This window comes from Neomoorella sulfitireducens, assembly GCF_024733845.1.
GTDB classification, from domain to species: domain Bacteria; phylum Bacillota; class DSM-521; order Neomoorellales; family Neomoorellaceae; genus Neomoorella; species Neomoorella sulfitireducens.
This window is the reverse complement of sequence record NZ_JANRHG010000004.1, coordinates 28148-45928: the sequence shown is the minus strand read 5'-3', so window position 1 is coordinate 45928 and position 17781 is coordinate 28148. Positions and strand designations below refer to the sequence as shown.

Sequence of the window (17781 nt, the reverse complement as noted above, 5' to 3'; positions counted from 1 at the left end):
TTACTGATAAGCTGCTCCCCCCGCCAGATAAGCTTTAATGGCCAGGAGCAGGATACCGGCCTCGGCGGCGTGGTAGGGCCAGGGATGACCCCGGGCAATAATATTCTCCTCCAGCCCGGCAACATACTGGCGCACCCGCCAGCGGTCCTCCATCAAGGCGGCGGTATAGACCACCAGGGTGGTGATGAAATTCTCCGGCTGCGTCTGCCGGTACCAGTGGGGGTAGTTACGCAGGAAATTGGCGTACAAGCGCCGGGCGGCCTCCCCTTGGGGCGTGAGGACGCCGGTAATAATGGGGAAAAGCTGGGCCAGGGCGTCGGGGTACCAGCGCCGCCAGTTGGGCCGACGGCGCAGGCCGGCGCGGTAAACGGCCGGGCAGTAACCGCCGTTGAGCCGCATCTTGGTTTCCAGGGCCCTTTTGACCTTATCGGCCAGGGCCTCGTACCTTCCCGCCTCTCCTGCCCCTTTGACCTCCGCCAGCAGCCGGGCGTAGTCTTTTAAGCCCCGGTAGACTTCGCAGTTGTCCATTAAATACTTTACCGGCCAGTCCGGCCGGGCCAGGGTAAGATTATCCCTTTGCAACGTGGCCAACACGGCCCCGGCCACCACCTCCAGTTCCGGCCAGTGGGCCTCCACCCAGGCCGTGTCGCCGCCGGCCTCATAATAAAGCCGCACCAGGGTGAGGAAGGTGGCAGCGTAGGAATCGGAGGAATCATAGCTGTAGGCCGGGACCTCCATACCCCCCTCATCCAGGTAATAATCATAGACGGTACCCGTGACGCCGTAGCGATCGGGCCTCTCCAGGTGGGCCAGGTACCAGTCCAGGTAGGCCCGCACCCGCGGAAGGTTCAAGCCCCAGGCCGCCAGGCCGTAGAGGGCCAGGTGGGCGAAATAGGGCACGATCTTCGGTTGACCCGGATAGGCGGTGACCACCGCCCCGCTAGCTAGCTGCTGGGAAAGAATCCATTCAGCTTCCTGGCAGATAATGGCTTCCATACTAAAAATCACCCCTACCATATGGTATGGCAGGGGTGTCTATTCTAGCATTGAAACGAGTATTTCTTTATCGGCGAGAAACTCCCTTGTTAAGGCCTTCAAGAAAGAATATGCGCATAGCTGAAATCCTCGCGCAGAGGCTGCCTAAACTCCTTCAGCCAAAGGATAAAGCTCGTCTTCCTCGGCGCGGATGCGCCTGGTTAAAGCTGCGGTAATTGTCTCTATATCGGCGAGAAATTGACCGGGATTTTCCCTTATGGCTCAAGATCACGCCGGCGGAGCCATCCTGCTCACAACTCACTTCAAAACGGAGTTCCGGTATAGGCAGCCGGTTCCGGCCCGTGAAAAACTCTATTAGCAGAGGTGCTAACCATGGCCACAATGACATAACCGGCCTTGAAGGTGATATACATCACTTTTTCTCCAGATAGCAGACTTTATAATAGAAGCTAAATACACGGGAGGAATGTCTCATGGATATCATTCGCATCGCCGAGCTACCGCAGCAGGTAACTCCCAGGGGCGTCAAGGCCCGGGCCGTATTAGATGTGCCTTACATCAATATCATGAACCTGACCCTGGCCCCGGGTGACGAGGTGCCGTCCCACACCACGCCGGTAGACGTGCTGTTCCATGTCATAGAGGGCGAGGGCTCCATTACCGTTGGTCCGGAAACGGTGAAAGTCAAAGCCGGGGAGATAGTAGTCAGCCCGGCCGGTGTCCCCACGCCCTGGAGGCCAATGCCGGCAGCGATTTCAGCGTCCTGGTGATGAAGATCCCCAACCCGAAAAAATAGTCCTGTAAAGGCGGCGCCGGAACGCTTCTCCTTTTTAAAATGCCAGGGGGGGCTTGCGGATACATTGATTCTCCTTGGCCTTACCTTTATAATGTAAGTTAAGGGAGGGAGTAAGGCAGTGCCAGTAGTGACGATATCTTCAAAAGGACAGCTAATTATCCCTGCTGACATCCGGAAAAAATATGCCATCAAGCAGGGGAACAAGTTTGAGGTACAGGTGGCCGAGGGAAAGCTGGTACTGGTCCCCTTGAAAGAAAAGCCCTTCGTGCGGTTGTACGGAGCGTTAAAGGGTGAAACCAGCCTGGTCCGGTCGCTGCAAGCAGAACATGCCAGGGGAACCGGAAAAGAAAACTATAAAGCCGGGACCGTCGTCCCGGCTTAACGTTTCTCCGGCAAGAAATTGTACGAACCTACCATCAAGGTGATAATCAACAGGGCCAGGCCAAAGGGCAAGAGATCAACGGCAACTTCAAGGAGGGTCGGCACGTAGGGCCAGGAGCCGGCAAATACCGGCGCTCCCGCCTTAAAGCCGCCGATGGCCACCGGGTAATGCCAGCTTTCCACTTCCATTCCCGGCAGGGAAAGGCTTAAGGGATACTGGTTGAAGGCCGGGAACATCAGCATCAGCCGGTGGGCAAAGACGCCGGTAAATAGTAGAAAGCAGCCCCAAAGGAGGTTGCCCGGCGACCGCCTGGCTTTCCCCGTAAAGAAATAAATCATAACAAAGGCCGGTAGGACTATTTCCACCAGGTAGAGGGGTGCGTAGCGGTTAAACACCAGGGATAGAACCGCCAGGGCTTCGGGACCGCCCCACCACCAGTGGATGAGGAGATCCATGGCTACGAAAAAGAAGTGGACGGCCAGGGCGCCAGCCGTGATCCGGGCCAGGGTGTCAAAGGCGCCGGCATACCGGCCAAACTCCTCTTTGCCGGTTATCAGCAGGGCAATCACCAGGACCAGGGCGGTCCCGGAAGCCACCGCCACGGCGATGAAATCCGGAGGCAAAACGGCCGTATACCACCAGCCGCGGGAGGCCTGGGTGGCAAAAATCAAGGCCGTGATGGTATGAATTAGAATCGCCACCGGGAGCCCCACCACGGCTACCCGCCGGGACCACCTGGCAGCAATGCTTTCTACTTCCTCCTGGGTAAGCTTCCTTGTCCAGCCGTTAAGAAAACCGCGTCCTTCCTTTTTCCAGTCCGGTAAAAGCTGCAAATAAACGCTTAAGAAAGTCAAAACGGTGTAAGCAGAAACAACTATTACGTCCCAGATTAAAGGCGACCGGAAATTGGGGTGCAGCAGCAAGTTGTAAATCCTGTCCACCCGCCCCAGGTCAGGCAGGATGATTACCGCCGCGGCCATAATGCTGGCAAAGGCGGAAAGGGAAGCAATGCGGGTAAAGGGCTTTAACTGCTCAAGATTGAAAAGGTAAACCGAAGAAGAAACGATTAGCCCCCCGGCGGCGATCCCCACAAAGAAGGCAAAGGTAGCAATATACAGTCCCCAGCTAAAGGGATTGCGCATGCCGGTCACAATCAGGCCGCTTTTAAGCTGGTAGCCCCAGGTCAATAAACTTACCAGCAAAAGAACCAGACCCGGGACAAAAGCCGCATTTAGTTTCCTCACAGGATCTCCCTCCTAAAAAATGTCGTTTGCTCGCTCGCACCAAACCCCTTAAGGAGCGCCTAGCACTCAACTCGTTTGGAACAGGTGACTCTTCGCCAACAAAAACTTTGGAGGTTGAGTGCTGGGTCAGCCGTGAAGCTTAAGGCGGGATTCCCGGCCATGTTAGAAGGCCCCGCCCTCGCTCTCCGGCAGAGCCCGCGGCCGCTTCGACCCCCAGGTAGAGGCTCGCCCATTCAAACTAAGCCAGGATAGCTCTATCTTGTGGCAAAGGTCTTGCCTTACTTCCGCGGTCCTGTGGGCGGCAGGTAAAAGACCTTGGGCTTTGTACCCAGTTCTTCTTTCAGCCTTAGGGCCTGCCGTTGCCGCACCAGGCGGCTTACCTCCGACCTGGGGTCATCGAGGTCGCCGAAGAAACGCGCCCTGGCCGGACAGGCCTGAACGCAGATGGGCGGATCGCCTTGATCCGTATACTGCACGCAGAAGGTGCATTTTTCCACAACCCCCTTCGGGCGATCCGGCGTGTAGACCAGGCGCCCCCTTTTATCCCGGTGCTCGAAGGGATACCCGTAATCATAGCCCGGCATGTAACCGGCTTTCTCTTTGGCTTTTCTGGCGTCTTCCCAATTAAACTGGCGCACGCCGTAGGGACAGGCGACCATACAGTAACGGCAGCCGATGCAGCGCTCGTAGTCAACCAGCACCCGGCCCTGTTCGTCGGTATAAGTCGCCCCAACCGGGCAGACCTTTTCGCAGGGAGCGTTCTCGCACATCTGGCAGGACACGGGTAAAAAGTACATCTGCGCTTCCCCGTCTTTAGCGAGGGGGATCTGGTGCTCCTTACTTCCAGGTGTAAATACCCGGTTCCACCAGGTGCCCGGCGGTTGCGAGTTATGCCCTTTACAGGCCACAACGCAGGTACGGCAGCCGATACAGCGGTCCAGGTCAATGACCATTCCCAGCTTCATTACACCTCACCTGCCTTTCGTACGTCGCAGAGGGCTTCGTTCCAGGCTGTATTGGGGGCCCATATCCCCGGTACAAAGTAGACCTCATGGGTGGGCTTGATAAAGGGATAGGTTAATGAGTTATAAGAATCTCCTTTGAGATAGCGGCTCCACCAGCCCTGTTCAAAGACGATTATTTGCCTCCCCTGGCCGGGGGCCAGGACGGCGTAGCCCCTGACCCTACCGCGGTCGTTGTAAACTTCCACCAGGTCGCCCTCTTTAATCCCTTTTGCCGCCGCGTCCTCAGGGTTTAAGAAGACCTTGGGCCTGTTGTCCTGCAGTTCGTCCAGCCAGATATTGTTGGCGTGGGTCGAATGAATCCGGTAAAGGGAGTTACGGGTAATAAAGGCGAAGGGGTACTTGCCCTTAGCTTCCGGGTTCAAGGCATACTCGCTATCCTCAAAGGGTGGCTTGTGCACGGGCAAGGTTTCGCCGAGTTGCATAAAGGTATCTTCTTCCTTGTAAAATTCAATCCTGCCGCTTTTAACAAATTTAGCTGTAGCTTCAATTGCCGCCGGCCGGCTAACCGGGGGGAAGGGTTTTTTAAACTGCACTTGCTCGTAAAAGGGGATCTGGCGATTCCCCGGTACCTCTGATTTCAGCCGCACCGGGCCTTTCTTGAGCTGCTCCAGGGTAATCCCGGCCACCGGCGGGCCGCCGGTTTTAAGGAGCAGTTCTATTACCTTTTCGGCCGCCATATTCTCATCAAGGCCAGGAAAGAAGTGTTTCTCAAAGTCAGGGTTAAGCCTCCTAGCAATCTCCCTGGCAATCCAAAGTTCGGATTTCGATTCGTATAGAGGTTTAATGGCCGGCTGCTGCAACTGCATATAAGGGTGTAAAGGTGTGGTTGTCAGCTCGGTCTTTTCATACCAGCTGGCTACCGGGAATACTACGTCGCTATAAAGACAGCTGGTGGTCATCTGGTTGTCCAGGCCGACGATAAATTCTATTTCTCCCCTGGCTGCCATTTGCCGTAAACGGTCGGCCATATTATGCTGGTCGAAGGGGTTACCCCAGCCAAAGATCAGTGCCTTCACCCCATTCTTGGGCCATTGGGCTTTCATACCCTTAGTGGGACCATGCAGGATATAGAGCCAAGGAAGCCACCTGGCCGGCTTGGGGAACCACCATTCTTTAACATTAAACCGGATCTTGTACTGGCCGGCATAGGTGGAAATACCCGCACCCGGTTTACCGATATTACCGGTCAGCACCGGCAACAGGGCCAGGGCGCGGCCCTTAAGGTCACCGTGATACCACTGGTAGTTGCTGGCACCGTAGATGACATGGAGGGGTTTTGTAGTCGCCATCTCCCGGGCCAGGCGGACAACGGTATCCCCCGGTACCCCCGTTTCTTGTTCCACATAGGCCGGTTGATAGGCAGCCAGGTGTTCCTTCAGCAGCTGGAAGATTGGTTTTGCCTTCACCCTGGTGCCGTCCTTTAATTCCACTTCCAGTTCCCCTTCCAGGGCCACATTGAGGGGAAGCTCGAGTTTATCCGGGTGCACGACAAGGAAACCGCCGTTATAAGCGACAAAAGCTTCCCGGTAGGGCGGTACATCCGCCGGTCTGGCCAGGCCTTTGACTTCTTCCGCCTTCAGGCGCTTCCCGGTGTCAAGGCGCACCAGAAGGGGCATATCGGTAAAGGTTTTGATAAATTCTTCGTCGTACAGTTTTTCTTCGATTATCACCCGGGCCATCCCCAGGGCTAAGGCCGCGTCACTGCTGGATTTAAGCTGGATCCACTCATCCGCTTTAGCTGCAGTTGGGCAGTAGTTAGGGTCAAAAACAACAAGTTTAGCGCCGTTATTACGTGCTTTGATTAAGAAGTCAGAATCAATCAAGCGCGTTACCATAATATTGGAACCAAAAACAGCAATATAGCGGGAATTGGCCCATTCCAGGGGTTCCAGCTCTTCCGACTGGACGCCGAAGGTCTGGGGCCAGAACATGGGCAGGTCGCCATTCTTATCATAAGGATGGTTCAAATTCCATCCCGCCAGGGTAGAGAGAGCGGTCCACGCTCCTTTCTGGACGTGGCCGGTCCCGCCTACCTGAAAGCTGAAACAAACAGATTCCGGGCCGTATTTGGTGGCAATTTCCTGTAAGCGGCTGGCCGTGTAATCCAGCGCTTCTTCCCAGGAAACCTCTCTGAATTCTCCTTTACCCCGTTCTCCCGTCCTGATGAGGGGTTTCTTGATCCGGTCAGGGCCATAAATAACGTTAATATAACTCAAACCCCTTAAACAACCCCGGGGACCGTACTCGGGCTCGGGATAATCATTGGTAGGAAATAAGGCCTTTATCTGGCCGTCCACCACCATGGCCCTGATGCCGCAGGAAGAAGTGCAGTTGGGCGAACAGGTGCTGCGCACGTATTTAACGTCTTTTAAGGGGGTCGGGCCCTCCCCTGCCGCAGCCTGGGAAATAAAATATTTGCTGTTTCCTGCCGCACCCGCCAGGACGGCCGTCGCCGCCGACGCTTTTAAAAACTGGCGCCGGCTGAGCCTGAATGCTTCTTTCTTATTTTCATCCTTCATGATTTAGCCTGTCACCTCCATGGCGCATTCCGGGGTCGGCTCCCGGCATTTACACCCAATTTCGGCCGTTACGACGTTACTATACCATAGTATTTCTGATCATTATCTCTACCTCCCCGTCTTGTGAAAGTAACATATTTATACATGTTTTTATTGCAATTTTCGTGCCGGCAAAACAAAAAGCCCCAGGGTGCATTTTCCCGGGACTTTTTACCTTACCGAGTTGATAATGTCTCTAAAATCTTAGAATACCTTCTAGTTTTATAGAAACCTCTTGGCCGTTTCAGTTTTAACCCCGGCCTTCCTGCCCCATGCTTCTTTCTTGCCTCCCCCTTCCGGGAACCCGCCTCTCGATCCGGCAGGCGCTGGCCTTGGCCAGGGGCTGGCCGGAAAGGGGGTCGACGTTCCGGCCGGTTAGGTGGTTAGCCGCCTGGCGCCATCCCCCCTCGCCGGGGTCCAGGTCACCGAAGTGGAAAGGGATAAAAACCTCTCCCGGCGCCACCACCTCGGTAAGCCTGGCCGGTACTTCAACCCAGCCCCGGCGGGTCACCACCCGCACCACCTCACCTTCGGCCACTTGCAAGCGGGCCGCGTCTTGCGGGTTAATTTCTACATAAGCTTCAGGGACCAGGGCCTGGAGTTCTGGTATACGCTTGGTCTTGGTACGGGTATGGTAATGCTCAATAATCCGGCCGGTATTGAGCCAGAAGGGAAATTCTCCGTCAGGTACTTCCGGCGGCGGTGTATAAGGAACAGCCCAGAGGTGCGCCCTGCCCTCCGGGTGATTAAACTCGCCATAACCCTGGGCTTCTTCCGGCCGCGTGGGAAAAACACCGGTAGTATAGAGCCGCGGTGTTCCACGGCCGCCCTCCGGGCAGGGCCACTGGACGCCCCCCTCGCGTTCCAGCAGGGCGTAATCCACCCCCGTCATATCATTGGGCCGGCCGCGGGTGAGCTCCCGCAACTCCCGAAATGCATCTTCCGGGTCCTGCCAGGCAAATAGTTCCCCTGTATCCAGACGGCTAGCCACGTGGGTAACGATGGCCAGGTCGTCCTGCGCCGCTCCCGGCGGGTCCACGGCCCGGCGGACCAGGTCCAGGCGCCGTTCCGAGTTGGTAACTACCCCCGTCTTTTCCCCCCACCCGGCGGCGGGCAGGAAGATATTGGCGAAGGCCGCCGTCTCCATGGGGTAGAATATGTCCTGGACGATTAAAAAAACCTTTTCCAGCTGGCGGCGGCTGAAGCCCAGATCCGGCAGGGAGACGGCCGGGTTGGTGCCGATAATCCATAGGATCTGGAGCTTCCCGCCTTCTATCAGCTCCAGCATGCGGTTGATGTCATTGACCCGGCGGGGCAACCGTTCTGCCGGGATACCCCAGTAGTCGGCCACCTGGCGACGGTGCTCGGGATTCTCCGGATTGCGGAAACCAGGTAAAGAACCGCCGCCGCCGATCTCCCGCATGCTCAGGGCCGAGGCCTGGCCGGTCAGGGAAAAAGGGGCTGAGCCCGGCCGGCCTATTTTACCGGTGATCAGGTGCAGGGAGTTAATCAAAGTTACCGTATCGACCGCCTGGCTGCTCTGGTTGACCCCCTGGCAGAAGACGGTCACGGCGCTGGGGGAACGGCCGAAAAGGCGGGCGGCGGCCACAATATCCGCCGCCGATACGCCGGTTAGACCGGCCACCCGCTCCGGCGGGAAGGCGACGGCAGCCCTCGCCAGTTCCTCGAAGCCTGCCGTAGATCGCCGGATGAAATCCCGGTCCAGCATGTCTTCCTTAATCAAAATATTAAGAAGGCCGTACAGCAGGGGAATGTTGCTGCCGCAGCGCAAACGTAGGTGGAGGTCGGCGGCCCGGGCCGGCAGGGTGAGGCGCGGATCGGCGACTACGATTTTAGCCCCGTTAAGCTTGCGGTTGCGCAAAATCCTCTGCCAGAGCTGGGGGTGCATCTCCGCCGGGTTGGCGCCGAAGATGAAGACGAGGCTGCTCACATCCAGGTCTTCGTAGCACCCCGGCGGGGCATCCACCCCAAAGGAGCGAATATAACCGCTTGCCGTAGAGGCCATGCAGAGCCGGGTGTTGGCGTCGATATTGGGCGTGCCCAGGACGCCTTTGGCCAGCTTGTGGATGGCGTAGTATTCCTCCAGGGTCAACTGCCCGCCGTGATAAATACCGACGGCCTCCGGCCCGCCGGTTACCAGGGCCTCCCGGAGGCGCTGCGTCACCTCGGCCAGGGCCGCTTCCCAGGTCACGGGTTCCATCGCACCATCCCGGCGCCGGAGGGGTACCGTCGCCCGCTCCGGGTGATCCAGGGTTTTCCACTCATACAGGCCTTTAAGGCATAGGTGGCCTTTATTCACTGGCGCGGCGGGATCAGGCTTGACTGCCACAGCCCGGCCTTCTTTTACCCCCAGGTAAAGGCCGCAGCCGGTTCCGCAATAGCCGCAGGTGGTAGCCACCCAGCGGTCCACGGCTGCTTCTCCCCGGTCCTGAAACAGGCTGACTATCCCCTGTTGCAACTCTGCCAGTGCCATCGTCGATCCCTCTTTCGGCAAGCGTTACCCCCCGGTAACCGGGCGGCCCGCCTGACATAAGTTACTCGATATCATAACGCTTTAATTTCTGGTACAGGCCGGAAGGATGGATGCCCAGGAGCCTTGCCGCCTCCTGCTTGTTGCCGTTGGCGGCCGCCAGGGCCCTCTGGATGGCCGCCTTTTCTGCTTCGGCAACGGCCTCCTTCAACTCCAGGCCGGCCCCGTTGCCCCTTGCCTGTTGCATTGCCGCCGGCAGGTGTTCCCGGCGGATAATCTCTTCCCCCGGCTCCAGGAAATTAAAGGCGTGCTCCAGGACGTTTTCCAGCTCGCGGACATTGCCCGGCCAGGGGTAACGGTAAAAAAGCTCCTGCACTGCCGGGGCCAGGCCCCTGACGTCCATACCGTACCGGCTGTTAAGGCGCCGGATAATGGCCGCCGTCAAAACCTCGATGTCCTCCGGCCGCTCGCGCAGGGGCGGTATAGTGAGGTTTACTACGGCCAGGCGGTAATAGAGGTCGCGGCGAAACTTGCCGGCCGCCTCCAGGGCCAGGAGGTCCTGGTTGGTGGCGGCGATGATCCTCACGTCCACTTTAGTGGTCCGGCGGCCGCCCACCCGTTCAAAGGCCCTTTCCTGCAGGACCCGCAGGAGTTTGGGCTGCATGCTGAGGGGTAAATCTCCGATTTCATCGAGGAATATGGTGCCGCCGTCGGCCAGTTCAAACTTGCCCGGCCGTCCGCCCCGGGCCGCCCCGGTAAAGGCCCCTTCTTCGTAGCCGAAGAGCTCGGCCTCCAATAAGTTTTCCGGGATGGCGGCGCAGTTGATTTTGATCAGGGGTTCATTGCGGCGGGAGCTGGCCCGGTGAATGGCCTGGGCCAGCAGCTCCTTGCCGGTACCGCTCTCGCCGGTAATTAAAACGTTGGCCTCGCCCCGGGCCACCCGGGCCGCCAGTTTTTTCAATTGAACCATGGCCGGGCTGATCCCCAGGATACCCTGCCAGGCGTCCTGGTCCCCCTGCATGGAAGCCAGTTCCTGCTGATAAAAAAGGACTTTGCTCTCTAAAACCTGAAGACGCCGGGTAATATCCTTCATGCCTGCGGCAGCCAGATCATCAACGGCCACGGCCTTGCTTACGGCACCCAGCAGGTTGCCGGCGGCATCTTTGACAGGCATTTCCGACAATAGCAGTTTCTTGCTGGCATAACGGGCTTCAAAGCCGACTACCGGCCGGGCGGTAGCCAGGACCTCCGGCAGGCGGCTGAAGGTTAAAACCTCGCCGATTTTTCGCCCGGTAAGGGCATCGGCCCGCCAGCCCAGGAGTTCGGCATACATCTGGTTGATACTTACAATTATACCCTGGCGGTCAGCCACCGCCAGATAGAGGGGAAAATCATCGAGGAGGGCGGCGTAGAGTTCATTGAGGGCCTGGAGTTGCGCTGCATCCGGCTGGTTTTCCGTGAAAAGAACGACGACTCCCCCTTCGTCGTCGGGGAAATAATCGACGCGGTAGTTTTTAGCGCCGGAGGTAAAACAGGTTCCCAGGAGGGGGCTATGGTTGGTAAAGACTTCGGCCAGGCGCGTCTCCGGAAAGACCTCCGTCAACCGCCGGTCCTTTAAATCCCGGCCGGCCAGCCCCAGGATGGCGGCGGCCAGGGGGTTGGCGACTTGAATGCGGCCGCCGGCATCGACGTAGATCATGCCCTGGTGCAGGGCGTTAAAGGTTGTAGCCCAAAAATCCCCGGCAGTCCAGGCCATTTTTCTCCCCTCCCCGGATGGTTGTCTTGTTCTTTTTTATGTTAACATTTCGTGTTCCCGCCTGCAACCCGCCCAATTTGCTGAGTGCCTCGTACCCTTCCGCAACTGGTCGTTCTAATATTCCAAAAAGGAATATAAAACATGGCAGGATTCTATAATATCACAGCGAATATCGTTGGCATATCAACCCCGAAGGAGCGAGATGATACCTTGAGCTCTAAAAGCTATGTCTGGCAGTCATTAAAAGGTGGTTGGTCAAGGATTTTTACCGAACCCTGGCCTATCGGAGCGGGTGTTTTTGCTCTGACCATTACCAATCTATTTATGTTCATGTATGCCCGGGCCCTGGGCGTCTTTCCCCAAATGGCCATGTGGGGAAGCTGGTTGTATAACATAATGGGAATCAAAACGGAAAGCCCCTTTGCACCTTACCCTGTAAAACCTATTTACCTGGACATGCATAGCATGATTGACATAGGTATTATAGTCGGCGCCCTCGGGGCTGCCCTGCTGGCCCGTGAATTTAAAATCCGCAAAGAAGACTGGCAGGGTTATCTCTGGGGCGCTGCCGGGGGCATACTGATGGGCTTCGGTACGCTCCTCATGCCCCCATGTAATGTGGGAGGATTCTGGGTAGCTACTATGGCCTTTTCTTTAAGCGGCCCCCTGTCTGCTGTGGGGCTCCTGCTGGGAGCCTATGTAGGAGGCAGGATTCTCCAATATCAGATGCACAAAGCTATGCAGAAGCTGGACTTCTCCGCCGCCCCAAAGGGTGAAACGCAAGGGGTGAAGGTTTTATCCCGTCAACCCCAGTGGGGTGTCCTGGTATTCTCCCTTGCACTTCTCCTTGCCGTCATTTATTACCTGGCAGGCATGCCCAAAAATGCAGGTCTGTTTTTATTCGGCATCCTTTTCGGGCTCATTATCCAGCGTTCGCGTCTTTGTTTTGCAGGGGCTTTCCGCGAAATTCTGGTGAGCCGTGACGGCAAGGTTATGAAATGGATATTGCTGGGAATGGCCGTAGGCGTCATGGGTTTCGCCCTCCTCAAGGCCCAGGGCTATCAACCCGATCACATGGTTTTCCCTGCCGGATGGCATAATATCGCCGGCGGTTTCATTTTCGGTGCCGGCATGGTCCTGGCCGGGGGATGCGGCGTGGGCATCCTGGCCCGCAGCGGCGAAGGTTACACTCGTTCCTGGACGGCGATTTTAACGGCCATGTTAACTTCCGGAGCCTGGGTCCACATCTACGGCCAGAAAGTCGGCCAGGGGTGGCTTTATGGCAAGCCGGTATTTCTGCCTCAATTATTGGGGTGGGGAGGAGCCCTCGCCTTTATCTACGGTTTCTTAATTCTATTCTACTTATTTATCCTCTGGGTGGAGGCCGGTAAGCATGAAAGAGCTTAAAGCAGTTAAAGTAAACGATAACCATTATCAGGTTGATATGCGCGGATGGATGTGCCCCTATCCCAAATACGCTATCACGGCCATTCTGGAAAAGCTGCCGTCAGACAGCTATTTAGACCTGTTAGTGGATTGTCCTGCCGCAACAAAGGACGTCCCCGACCTGGCTAAAAGGCAGGGATACGAAGTGCAAAGGGTTGAACTTTTAAGGGAGGGAGAATGGCTAATTCGGATAACAAACCTCCATCCGGTCTAGGCAGCACACGCACTCAATGTGATGGGTGTGGGGAAACATATCCACCGGTTGCATCGGTCCAAGGGTGAACCCTGTTTTTTGCAGGTAGGACAGGTCCCGGGCCAGCGTCGACGGGTTGCAGGAAACATAAACTATCCGGCGGGGTTGCATGGCCGCTACGGCTGCCAGCACCCGGCGGTCGCAACCGGACCGGGGCGGGTCCAAAACAACTACTTCCGGCCGGTAACCTTCCCCGGCCAGGCGCGGTAATACCCTTTCCGCAGCCCCGACATGAAAGCTGAGATTATTAATCTTATTTAAAACAGCATTACGCCGGGCGTCTTTAACGGCTCCTTCTACCACTTCCACCCCGGTAACCATACCCGCCCGCCGGCTCAACCACATGGCAATCGACCCGCTACCACAGTAGGCATCCAGGACCTCTTCACCGCCCCGCAGGCCGGCCAAATCCCCTGCCCGGTCGTAAAGGACCTCGGCCTGGGCCGAATTTACCTGAAAAAAGGTCGTAGCCGATATATGGAAACGCAGTGCACCCAGGCGTTCCTCCAGGTAATCCCTCCCGAAAAGAAGGGTTTCCCTAAACCCTCCCCTGTCATTTTTAGTAGGATGGGCTACTATTCCCACCAGTTCCGGGAAGCGACCGGCCAGTTCCCCAGACAACACCTTTGCCCCCGGCCAGCCGGACCGGGCCTCAAGGGCCACCAGCATCTCCCCTGTAGCCCGGCCCTGGCGCAGGGTCACGTGTTCCAGGCCCTTTTCCAGGCCCGGCAATAGACGGGCTATCTCCCGGGCAAGTTCCAGAAGCCCGGATGGCAGGAGACGGCAATGGGCAAAGGGGACTACCTCATGGCTTCCCGGCTGGTAAAAACCGAGGCGGTTACCAGCCACATGAAGCCGCACCTTGTTACGGTATCCCCACGGGTTGGCCATTCCCAGGACCGGCAAGACGCTAACGTCCCGCAAACCTCCCAGGCGCCGCAGGGCTTCAACAACCTGGCGCCGTTTCCATAAAAGCTGGGCCCGGTAGTCGAGATGCTGCAGGTGACAGCCACCACATTGGTACACCTCCGGGCAGGGAGGTAACACCCGATCCGGGGAAGCTTTTTCGATCTCCAGCAGCCGCGCCAGGGCATAATGTTTTTTCCTGGCCACGATTTCAATTTTTACCCTTTCTCCCGGCAGGGCTCCCGGCACAAATACTACCATGCCGCCTTGCAGGCGGCCCACTCCCGCCCCTTCGTGGTTGAGACCGGTTATATCGATTTTCTGCATGTTTTATACCCACCGCAGAGCAAAATAAAGAAGGAAAATCATGATTGTATTCCAGGTAGCATGGGCGACAATGGCAGAGAGGACGCTTCCCGTCCGTTCATAAAGATAGGCCAGGCCGACGCCACCCAGGGCAAGGGGCAGGAAGCGGACAAGATCGAGGTGGAGCAGGGCAAAGATTAAGCCGCTACCGAGGAGACCCTTTTTCAACCCGTAACGTTCTTTGAGGGCGGGAAAAAGAAAACCCCGGAAATAAAGTTCTTCTGTCACGGGAGCAAAAAAAGAAGCAAGAAACAGCGGTATGGCTAGATCGCCGGGCCGCCGGGCATTGACGACCAGTTCAGTGAAAGGCTGGGGCGCCTGATCAGGTAAAAATAACTGCAACAGGCTACCCACTATGATTACCAGCAAAAATAAAACCAGCCCGCCCCCCAGGCCTGAGGTTATGGCCATGGGGATGGAAGCGGTTTTTAAGCCCACAGCTTCCAATCCCAGGCCGTTTTTAACGCGGACGATATAATGGAGCCCCCCCAAGACGGCCGCACCCTGGGCCAGACCAACCAGCAGGTAACGGCAGGCCAGGGACAACCCCGGAGCAAAAAAGCGCACCAGTAATGCCATACCGTAACCCGCCGCCACCATACTCAGCAATACCAGGAGACAGTGCCATAGATTCCAGGGTATTTTCTCCGTTTCTCCCTTCATTTGCCTCACCACATTTGCTTTAACTATAGGAGCAATACCACAACGCCAGCAGCAGGCTTTCTTTAAAATATATAACATGCCCCAAATATTTGCAAAGGTTATTGTACCTGCAATTGCCGCTTCCGGGCGAGGTATTTTTCTACGGCGCTTACAAAGGTGGCATGGGACCAGGTCAAGGGAGAAACGGACAGGGGTTCGCCGGTGAAGGGGTGCAGTTGCTCGGGGAGCATGCCGGCCGGGGTTGCCCGTTCCGCCGCCCAGGTAAGAATACGGCGAACTGCATCCAGGTCATTTAAATTTTGCGCCCTTAAAGCGTACCACTCAGCCAGCCAAAGGGTGCAAATAAACCAGGGATTACCCGGAGCAACCTGGAGGTTATCGCTTTTGCGAAAGTAATAGTCGCCGGTGTAGCGGGCAATACCGCCGATTTCCGTCCTGACCTTCAATCCTTCCTCCACAGCCGCCATAGTCCGTTGCAGGCGCGGGTCATGCACCGGTATTACTTCCAAAAAAGCCAGGGCCGCGAGGCTGGCATCGAGGGTAAAATCGGGCACCAGGCTACCGTCATCTTCCCTGTAAATCCCCCTGATGAAGCGCCCCAGATCCGGAGAATAAAGATGCTCGTTAATCCCCCGCCCAACCTCTACCGCTGCCCGCCGATAACGGTCTTCCCGGAAAATATCCCCGGCCAGTCGCGCTATATCTGCAGCGGTAGTCAACCCGGCATACACGGCAGCAGAAGTAAAAGAAAAGATACCCCGCCGTTCTTCCCAGAGGTCATAGCTGGGCAGGGGCAGCCCCAGCTCAGGATAGCGATATTCCACCAGAAAATCGGCCGCCGGGCGTACCAGGGCCGGGTAAAGATCGTGCACGAGAACCCAATTTCGTCCCAGGCGAAAGGACTGGCCCAGGGCCCAAAGGACCAGGGCGGTTTCGTCTTCCTGGATGGGTAAAATACACTCACCACGGTGCACCGGCGGCAGCCAGCTGGATCCCAGGCTGCCGTCGGGATTATATTTTTGATAAAAAAAGCCGTCCTTTTCCAGTACCCTGGAACAATAATAAAAGAAGCCGGTCGTTAATTCGCTATACCCAGCCTGGTCCAGGGCGCCGGCTACAAGAGCCCCATCCCTGGGCCAGCAGTAGCCGTAGTGATCCCGGGCATCCGCCAAGATGTCGCTATCGGTAGCCGCCAGGATCGCTCCCCGGTTGTCGATCTGGGTGCGCATGACCAGAAGACTGCGGTGATAAAGTTCAACTACCGCCGGGGGTAAATCGGCAAAATCGCGTCCATTTTTATAGACCCAGCCCCGCCAGTAAGCCGCTGTGCCTGCTAGCAGGTTTTTTACTCCCTGGGAAAGCACCCGGTTATTTAACTCTCTGGCAGCCGTAAAATTTTCGGCAGCCACAATCCAGTATGTAATCTCCCCTCTCTCCCCGGCGGCCAGCTGCAGGCGAAAGCTAAAGGTACTGTCTACCGAACCGTGGTGGATAGGATGGCCCTCCAGCCAGCCGTCCTCTGCATCCCTCCAGGTTCCCTCGGCACCGCGAAAGCGCTTGTTACCGGTGGCAAACTGGAAAAAAATATTAGCCCCCGCGCGTCCATTAATTAAAAGATAAAGTCCCCGTTTATAATGAAGTAAAACCTTCTGATCCGGCAAGTAAGTCACTGTATCACCGATGGGGGATTCATTCAAAGTAAAATCATGATAAAAAAACAGCCGCACTTCCCGGGCGCGAGGGGCCATATTGTGAACTATAATCCGGGCCAGGTAGATATCTTCTTGAAAATGGACGGCATTGTCGATAATTATTTCCAGTTCCATTCCTTTATGCCTGGCCCGGCAATGGCCTACCAGGGTATCCGCTTCATAGCCTACCTCCCGCTCCCATTCTCCGCTTCCCAGCCAGCTGAAACGACCATCCGTCCAGCAGCCCAGGCGATTCCTCTCCCCGCCGATGTGGTTGGGCCAGCCGACATAGGGATAATATAAATCACGCATATTAAATTCAGCATCAAAATTAATCAACAAACGCCCGTTCCCCAAAACCAGTTCTCGCGCCATAGTTAACACCCCTTTACTTTCCTCATTTAAGCGGCAATAAAGTCGGGGTAAGTGGATATACTAAGCGATGAGTTTAAGTTCATTAGCATTATTCCACCAGAGAGCGGGGATTATTGCATGATAACCTTAATCGCCCTGTTTATCATAGCTTTCCTGTCCGGGGTCTTTTTCTGGTACCGGCGCCGGCAGGCAACCCGCCCGGCAGCTAAACCATTACCTGCGCATTTACCGGTATCCCAGGATTTGCCAGTAAAATACGGTAAAGATGAAATTGTCCTGATGGTAAAGGACCCTTACTGGCTCTATGCCTACTGGGAGTTAAGCGATACTAAAAAAGATGAACTTAAGCGGCGCTTTGGTTTGACAGCCTGGGAAAAATCCCTTCCAAAACTAAGGATTTACGACCTTACCAACCATCCCTATGATTTTCTCCAGGCACCCTTTTTTGAAATTGCCATCACTGATATGGCCGACAACTGGTATATCCATACCGGTAAACCCTGCAGCACCTTTTGTGTTGACCTGGGGCGCTGGTTCCCGGAATACGGCTTTGTTACCATAGCTCGATCCAATATCGTCACTACCCCGGCCGATAAACCCAGCAGCGTTATTGACCCCCTGTGGCCGCCCCTGGAAGCCTGCTGGCAGGCGGTAGAACGTTACGGCAAGGGAAGGGGTCTAAGCTCTCCCGAACTGGTAAAAAAATGAATAAGGGCGACCTGAAGGCCCTTCCCTTAATTACCATATAACTCGTCTCCCCCTTCCCAACCTTCACCAACTTTGAACCATAGAAGTCGAAGGCAGGAAGTCCGGAAATCAGAAAGGAAGAAAAC

General features: G+C 56.3%; 14 protein-coding genes. 5 read left to right on the top strand and 9 right to left on the bottom strand.

The features are described from left to right. The gene (locus tag NWF31_RS05575; protein ID WP_258359528.1) at nucleotides 1-996 is read right to left on the bottom strand and encodes a glucosidase family protein; all 996 of its coding nucleotides are present in this window, start codon (nucleotides 994-996) and stop codon (nucleotides 1-3) included. A 473-nt stretch (nucleotides 997-1469) separates the two neighbouring features. On the opposite strand from NWF31_RS05575, the gene NWF31_RS05570 reads away from it, so the two are divergent. Both NWF31_RS05570 and NWF31_RS05565 read left to right on the top strand, forming a co-directional pair. Then, nucleotides 1470-1766 carry a cupin domain-containing protein gene (locus NWF31_RS05570; protein WP_258359527.1) on the top strand — a complete coding sequence of 99 codons (297 nt, stop codon included), beginning with the start codon at nucleotides 1470-1472 and terminating at the stop codon, nucleotides 1764-1766. Between the two features lie 144 nt (nucleotides 1767-1910). Further along, on the top strand, nucleotides 1911-2174 hold the full coding sequence (locus tag NWF31_RS05565) for an AbrB/MazE/SpoVT family DNA-binding domain-containing protein (protein ID WP_258359526.1): 264 nt from the start codon (nucleotides 1911-1913) through the stop codon (nucleotides 2172-2174). On the opposite strand, the gene nrfD is transcribed toward NWF31_RS05565, so the two are convergent. The 5 genes from nrfD to NWF31_RS05540 all read right to left on the bottom strand — a co-directional run bounded on the left by nrfD (nucleotide 2171) and on the right by NWF31_RS05540 (nucleotide 11248). Next, nucleotides 2171-3418, bottom strand: a complete 1248-nt coding sequence (nrfD, locus tag NWF31_RS05560; protein ID WP_258359525.1) for an NrfD/PsrC family molybdoenzyme membrane anchor subunit — start codon at nucleotides 3416-3418, stop codon at nucleotides 2171-2173. The genes NWF31_RS05565 and nrfD overlap by 4 nt on opposite strands. A gap of 278 nt (nucleotides 3419-3696) precedes the next feature. Next, nucleotides 3697-4383, bottom strand: a complete 687-nt coding sequence (locus NWF31_RS05555; protein WP_258359524.1) for a 4Fe-4S dicluster domain-containing protein — start codon at nucleotides 4381-4383, stop codon at nucleotides 3697-3699. After that, nucleotides 4383-6962 (bottom strand): molybdopterin-dependent oxidoreductase, encoded by a 2580-nt coding sequence (locus NWF31_RS05550; protein ID WP_258359523.1) that lies wholly within the window; start codon nucleotides 6960-6962, stop codon nucleotides 4383-4385. Before NWF31_RS05550 ends, NWF31_RS05555 begins: the two co-directional genes overlap by 1 nt. Before the next feature lie 289 nt (nucleotides 6963-7251). After that, on the bottom strand, nucleotides 7252-9495 hold the full coding sequence (locus tag NWF31_RS05545) for a molybdopterin oxidoreductase family protein (protein WP_258359522.1): 2244 nt from the start codon (nucleotides 9493-9495) through the stop codon (nucleotides 7252-7254). A 61-nt stretch (nucleotides 9496-9556) separates the two neighbouring features. Beyond that, entirely contained in the window at nucleotides 9557-11248 is a 1692-nt protein-coding gene (locus tag NWF31_RS05540) for a sigma 54-interacting transcriptional regulator (protein ID WP_258359521.1), read from the bottom strand. Between the two features lie 210 nt (nucleotides 11249-11458). On the opposite strand from NWF31_RS05540, the gene NWF31_RS05535 reads away from it, so the two are divergent. Then, on the top strand, nucleotides 11459-12655 hold the full coding sequence (locus NWF31_RS05535) for a YeeE/YedE thiosulfate transporter family protein (RefSeq protein WP_258359520.1): 1197 nt from the start codon (nucleotides 11459-11461) through the stop codon (nucleotides 12653-12655). Then, on the top strand, nucleotides 12642-12908 hold the full coding sequence (locus NWF31_RS05530) for a sulfurtransferase TusA family protein (RefSeq protein ID WP_258359519.1): 267 nt from the start codon (nucleotides 12642-12644) through the stop codon (nucleotides 12906-12908). Before NWF31_RS05535 ends, NWF31_RS05530 begins: the two co-directional genes overlap by 14 nt. On the opposite strand, the gene rlmD is transcribed toward NWF31_RS05530, so the two are convergent. The 3 genes from rlmD to NWF31_RS05515 all read right to left on the bottom strand — a co-directional run bounded on the left by rlmD (nucleotide 12876) and on the right by NWF31_RS05515 (nucleotide 16948). Then, the gene (rlmD, locus tag NWF31_RS05525; protein ID WP_258359518.1) at nucleotides 12876-14180 is read right to left on the bottom strand and encodes a 23S rRNA (uracil(1939)-C(5))-methyltransferase RlmD; all 1305 of its coding nucleotides are present in this window, start codon (nucleotides 14178-14180) and stop codon (nucleotides 12876-12878) included. The genes NWF31_RS05530 and rlmD overlap by 33 nt on opposite strands. A 3-nt stretch (nucleotides 14181-14183) precedes the next feature. Then, nucleotides 14184-14882 carry a CPBP family intramembrane glutamic endopeptidase gene (locus NWF31_RS05520; RefSeq protein ID WP_258359517.1) on the bottom strand — a complete coding sequence of 233 codons (699 nt, stop codon included), beginning with the start codon at nucleotides 14880-14882 and terminating at the stop codon, nucleotides 14184-14186. 98 nt (nucleotides 14883-14980) lie between these two features. Further along, nucleotides 14981-16948, bottom strand: a complete 1968-nt coding sequence (locus NWF31_RS05515) for a glycoside hydrolase family 15 protein (protein ID WP_258359516.1) — start codon at nucleotides 16946-16948, stop codon at nucleotides 14981-14983. Nucleotides 16949-17065: 117 nt separating this feature from the next. On the opposite strand from NWF31_RS05515, the gene NWF31_RS05510 reads away from it, so the two are divergent. Next, nucleotides 17066-17656 carry a DUF4912 domain-containing protein gene (locus tag NWF31_RS05510; RefSeq protein WP_258359515.1) on the top strand — a complete coding sequence of 197 codons (591 nt, stop codon included), beginning with the start codon at nucleotides 17066-17068 and terminating at the stop codon, nucleotides 17654-17656. Nucleotides 17657-17781 lie beyond the last annotated feature (125 nt).

Coding starts and splice junctions, on each gene's coding strand:
- NWF31_RS05575 (WP_258359528.1), bottom strand. CDS start 996: ATGGAAGCCATTATCTGCCAGGAAGCTGAATGGATTCTTTCCCAGCAG.
- NWF31_RS05570 (WP_258359527.1), top strand. CDS start 1,470: ATGGATATCATTCGCATCGCCGAGCTACCGCAGCAGGTAACTCCCAGG.
- NWF31_RS05555 (WP_258359524.1), bottom strand. CDS start 4,383: ATGAAGCTGGGAATGGTCATTGACCTGGACCGCTGTATCGGCTGCCGT.
- NWF31_RS05550 (WP_258359523.1), bottom strand. CDS start 6,962: ATGAAGGATGAAAATAAGAAAGAAGCATTCAGGCTCAGCCGGCGCCAG.
- NWF31_RS05545 (WP_258359522.1), bottom strand. CDS start 9,495: ATGGCACTGGCAGAGTTGCAACAGGGGATAGTCAGCCTGTTTCAGGAC.
- NWF31_RS05540 (WP_258359521.1), bottom strand. CDS start 11,248: ATGGCCTGGACTGCCGGGGATTTTTGGGCTACAACCTTTAACGCCCTG.
- NWF31_RS05530 (WP_258359519.1), top strand. CDS start 12,642: ATGAAAGAGCTTAAAGCAGTTAAAGTAAACGATAACCATTATCAGGTT.
- rlmD (WP_258359518.1), bottom strand. CDS start 14,180: ATGCAGAAAATCGATATAACCGGTCTCAACCACGAAGGGGCGGGAGTG.
- NWF31_RS05520 (WP_258359517.1), bottom strand. CDS start 14,882: ATGAAGGGAGAAACGGAGAAAATACCCTGGAATCTATGGCACTGTCTC.
- NWF31_RS05515 (WP_258359516.1), bottom strand. CDS start 16,948: ATGGCGCGAGAACTGGTTTTGGGGAACGGGCGTTTGTTGATTAATTTT.
- NWF31_RS05510 (WP_258359515.1), top strand. CDS start 17,066: ATGATAACCTTAATCGCCCTGTTTATCATAGCTTTCCTGTCCGGGGTC.